Source organism: Mycobacterium sp. (genome assembly GCF_035623875.1).
Taxonomy (GTDB): domain Bacteria; phylum Actinomycetota; class Actinomycetes; order Mycobacteriales; family Mycobacteriaceae; genus Mycobacterium.
Genome location: NZ_DASPSP010000120.1, coordinates 1 through 4,848 on the forward strand (window position 1 = coordinate 1; position 4,848 = coordinate 4,848).

The 4,848-nt window shown below is 62.8% G+C and carries 3 protein-coding genes; all 3 read right to left on the minus strand.

What is annotated here, in order from left to right; all coding sequences use genetic code 11:
* Nucleotides 1-27: 27 nt before the first annotated feature.
* The 3 genes from recF to dnaA all read right to left on the minus strand — a co-directional run bounded on the left by recF (nt 28) and on the right by dnaA (nt 4,408).
* On the minus strand, nt 28-1,173 hold the full coding sequence (recF, locus tag VEI45_RS09760; RefSeq protein WP_324852563.1) for a DNA replication/repair protein RecF: 1,146 nt from the start codon (nt 1,171-1,173) through the stop codon (nt 28-30).
* A 7-nt stretch (nt 1,174-1,180) separates the two neighbouring features.
* Nucleotides 1,181-2,380, minus strand: coding sequence for a DNA polymerase III subunit beta (gene dnaN / locus VEI45_RS09765; protein WP_324852565.1), 1,200 nt, complete (start codon nt 2,378-2,380; stop codon nt 1,181-1,183).
* A gap of 525 nt (nt 2,381-2,905) precedes the next feature.
* On the minus strand, nt 2,906-4,408 hold the full coding sequence (gene dnaA, locus VEI45_RS09770; RefSeq protein ID WP_324852567.1) for a chromosomal replication initiator protein DnaA: 1,503 nt from the start codon (nt 4,406-4,408) through the stop codon (nt 2,906-2,908).
* Nucleotides 4,409-4,848: the final 440 nt, after the last annotated feature.

Consider the following 4,848-nt stretch of genomic DNA (forward strand, 5'->3'; position numbering starts at 1 on the left):
CCGACGGTGCGTCGTTGTCGGAGCCGGTCACGTCTTCACCTCCGAGACCGGGCCACTGTCACCATCATCCAGCGCGATGGTCACTCGCTTGGCATCCCAATCGCGGGGAATGTCGTCGAGGACCGCGGCCGTCACCAATACCTGCTCCGCCGAAGCCGCAGCCGCGGCCAGCGCCTCCCGGCGGGTGGTGTCGAGTTCGGCGAACACATCATCCAGCAATAACACCGGGTCGCCGCCGTCTGCGCGCAACAACTCATAGGCCGCCAATCGCAACGCCAAAGCCACCGACCACGATTCACCATGGCTGGCAAAGCCTTTCGCGCGTTGCTCACCCAGACGTAGCTCCAAGTCGTCGCGGTGAGGACCCACCAGGCACACCCCACGCTCGAGCTCGGCGTCCCGGCGCTGAGCCATCTGCGCCAGCAGCGCCGTACGCAGCACCTCCACGTCCGTGCTGTCGAACTCGACATCGACGTTGGCGCGATAACTGATCGCCGCCGACCGGGCGGCCGGCGCCAGCAGCTGATAGCTCTTCTGCACTTCGGGCGCCAACTCGTTCACCAACTCGATCCGGGCGGCCATCAACTCCGCGCCGTGGGCGGCCAGATGCCCGTCCCAAACGTCGAGCGTCTCCAGGCCGCCGCGATCACCACGAAACCGCGCGCCGGACACCGACTTCAATAACGCGGTGCGCTGGCGCACGACTTTCTCGTAGTCAGCCCGCAGCGCGGCCACCCGTGGCCGACGCAGCGCCGCCAAATCGTCGAGGTAACGACGGCGATCTGCAGGATCACCCCGCACCAGCGCCAGGTCCTCCGGCGCGAACAACACCGCACGGAGCACGCCGACGACCTCACGTGGACTGCGCACCGGCGACCGATTCAACCGGGCCTTGTTGGCTCGCCCGGCGGCGATCTCCAAGTCGATCGCACACTCACGGCCATCATTGACCACGATCGTCGACACCACCGCCCGTGACGCGCCAACCCTGACCAACGGCGCGTCGGTGGCTACCCGATGCGAGCCCAAAGTAGACAAATACCACAGCGCTTCAACAAGATTCGTCTTTCCATAACCGTTGGGCCCGACGAACACCGTCCGCCCTGGCGTCAACTCGAGTTCGGCGTGTGCCCACGACCGAAAATCCCGCAAACCCAGATGGCGGACGTACACCTGACCGCTAACCAGGAAGACGGACCGGCATCAACAGATAGACGTAGTCGGTCGAAACCGCCGGGAAAGGTCCAGTATCGGTGGGCTGTGGATCGTCGTCGGTGGCCGGCCGCAGCACCGCGGGTCGACTCGGCGTGGTGAAACCGAACGACACCCGCTCAGAATGCAACGACCCCAGCCCGTCGGTCAGGTATGTCGGGTTGAAGGCGATCGTGAGCGGTTCGCCCGCGAAATCGACCGCCACGTCCTCTTCGGCGCGACCGACATCGTCGGCGCCGGCCGACAGCCGCAGCACGTCGGCGGAGAATTCCATCCGGATCTGCGCACCGCGATCAGCGACTAGCGCGACGCGCTTAATCGCGTCAGTCAATTCGGGAACACCCATACTGGCCACCGCAGTGTGCTCGGTCGGCAGCAGCTGGCGGAACTTGGGGAACTCCGCGTCCAGCAACCGGGTCGTGCTGCGTTTGCCGTTCCCACTGATCCCGAGCAACCCGTCTTTGCCCACCGTGGGCCCAGACCCCAATGACAAATGCACCTCGGCACCGTCGGCGCCGGTCTTGGCTGCCTCCGCCAGTGTCTTGGCCGGTACCAATACCGCCGCCTCGACATCCGGTGTGGCTGCCGACCAGGTCAGCTCCCGAACCGCCAGCCGGAACCGGTCGGTGGCAGCTAACACCACCGCCTCGCCGGAAATCTCGACTCGGATCCCGGTCAACATCGGCAGCGTGTCATCGCGACCGGCGGCCACAGCGACCTGACTAATCGCTTCGGCGAACACCTCCGCTGACAACGCACCGGTTTCCTCGGGCAACGCGGGCAGTGTCGGGTAGTCTTCGACGGCCATCGTCGGCAACGAAAACCTCGCACTTCCGCACGTTAACGAAACCCTGGTGCCTTCCACCTGGACGTCGACGGGCTTGTCCGGCAACGCCCGGGTGATGTCGGACAACAGCCGACCTGACACCAAAACTGTTCCCGGAGAAGCGATTTCCGCCGCCAAACGTACTTCAGCAGAGACTTCGTAGTCGAATCCGGAGATGGTCAAGCCGTCGTCCGAGCCGGTTAGCAGGACACCGGCGAGCACCGGCACCGTCGGCCTGGTGGGCAGCGTCCGCGCCACCCACGCCACCGCATCAGCGAAGTCTTCGCGCACCAAGCGAAACTTCAAGTCGGTCAAGCCGACTTTGGTCGTCGCCACGTTCATCGCGTCCCTTCATCACCTCGAACAACAAGGCCAACGTCAGCGGCCCACCGCCGGTGCAGTGCAATTTCGCCGCTGACGGACGCCCCGTGCCCGTAACCCGCCTCGACGACCGAAACGGCAGTCGAACCACAACCGTAGAGCTTCCAGCGCCATCTTCAAAGCTAATCGGAACCAATGACACTCGGGGTGTTCTCGGGTCGACGCGTGGGTGTGGAACGGTCCGTCCCCAGGTGTCTTTTTCAAGAAGAAACTATGGAGAGATACCAGTAACAGTATTAAGGCCTGTGCATGTTGGGGACAGCATGACGTCTGTGCTGCTGAACGGAGCCAGGGGCTGTGGATGGCGAGTCGCACGGTTGTGTGGTTTGTGTGTAGTGGTTGGGGATCAGCCGCGGTTTGTGCACGCCGCGGTGAGTCCGGGGAAAAGCCCATGCAGGTTTGCCCACAGGCATATCCACCGCCGGCGGTGTGACTGGTGGGTTGGCAGTGCCGCAAGTTTTTTGGCGGTTGGTGGTGGGCCGGCGCTCAGCGCTTCGACCGCTGCCGAATCCGGGTGGTGAGTTCCTTGACATGATCGAAGACTTCGCGTCGTTCGGCCATCTCGGAGAGAATTTTGCGTTGGGCATACATGACCGTGGTGTGGTCGCGGCCGAATGCTTGCCCGATCTTCGGCAGTGACAGGTCGGTGAGTTCGCGGCACAGATACATCGCGATCTGGCGGGACTGGGCCAGGGCCCGAGTCTTAGCGGGACCCCGCAGTTCCTCAACGGTGGTGTCGAAGTATTCCGCTGTGGCCGCCATGATGGTCGCCGCGCTGATCTGCATGGTGCTGGCGTCGGCAATCAAGTCGCGAAGGACGATCTCCGCCAGCGCCTTGTCGATCGGAGTCTTGTTCAGCGACGCGAATGCGGTGACTCGGATAAGTGCACCCTCGAGCTCACGGATGTTGCGTTCGATGCTGGTGGCGATCAGTTCGAGCACATCGTCGGGGACCGCCAGACGCTCCATCTGTGCTTTTTTGCGGAGAATCGCGATGCGGGTTTCGAGCTCCGGTGGCTGCACGTCGGTGATCAGTCCCCATTCGAACCGGGTCCGGAGGCGGTCTTCCAGGGTGGCGAGCTGCTTGGGTGGTCGGTCGGAGGAGATAACGATCTGTTTGTTGGCGTTGTGCAACGTATTGAAAGTGTGGAAGAACTCTTCCTGGATACCTTCTTTGCCCTCGATGAACTGGATGTCGTCGACGAGCAGCACATCGACATCGCGGTAGCTGCGCTTGAAGGCGACCTTGCGATCGTCGCGCAGTGAGTTGATGAAGTCGTTGGTGAACTCCTCGGTGGAGACGTACTTGACTCGCATGCCGGGGAACAGCCGTTGCGCGTAATTGCCGGCCGCATGTAACAAGTGGGTTTTACCGAGACCGGACTCGCCCCAGATGAACAGTGGGTTGTAGGCCCGGGCCGGTGCTTCGGCAATCGCCAGCGCCGCAGCGTGAGCGAACCGGTTCGAGGCGCCGATGACAAAGGTGTCGAAGGTGTAGCGCCGATTCAAACTAGTGCCACCCGCTGCGTCGGCTTCGGTGTTATGCGGGCGTTCGGTGAAATAGGTGGGCCAGTCTTGATGTGCGCTGGCGAGAGCCTCGCGGTCTTCGTCGACCTCGTCGGCGTCGCCGGTCCAATCGTCGGGCGGTGCGCCGAGGCTGTCATCGGATTCGTCGGTGGCCAGCGCGGCGATACGCACGCCGAGTTCGATTTGTTGGCCGAGCCGTCGGCTGAGCGCTTCGGTGATCTGGGTGCGCAGGTGACGTTCGATCTCGTTCTGCACGAAGCTGCTGGGCACCGACAGGAGAGCAAACCCTTCAACGATCGTCAGCGGTTGCACGAGGTTCAACCACGCCCGTTGCTGTGGTGTCAGTGGTGGAGCATATGGTTCGCCGTTGGGTATGGCGCCGTCGGCGGAGATCTCACCGTTGAGTTCGGAGACGACCGCATTCCAGACCGTCGCGAAACTTGATCCGGAATCCTCGGTCAACGACGGATCCCCCTGATTTGACGTCGACGTACAACAGTTAGCTGTGACCACGAACTGTCCACATGGTTATCCACAAGTGTGGACAGGACAGCCGCCGTCGCGCCGCAGTTTGCCGCGGACGGCACGGGAGATCGGCGCTCGAAACAGCCAGCGTGGGTCATCTGGCCAAGAAGCCGATCCGCCATCCTCGCTTCGTTGTCGTGCGCCGTTCCAGTCTGAAACGGCATTGCCCGAAGTTAACAGTTTTCCTGCGCAGTGCCAACCGTTCTGGAACATTGGTGCGCGCTTTCATAGGATAGCGGGCCAACCGCGGTGGCGGGTGTGGTGTTACTTAAAAATCGCGGTGAGGTTGACTGCCGAGAAGGCCAGGTTTGACCCGGCGAACGCTGCTGCGTACCCTCGTACAGTCGCCCGAAAGTCGGCGATACGGCTGCGATCCG

Coding starts and splice junctions, on each gene's coding strand:
- dnaN (WP_324852565.1), bottom strand. CDS start 2,380: ATGAACGTGGCGACGACCAAAGTCGGCTTGACCGACTTGAAGTTTCGC.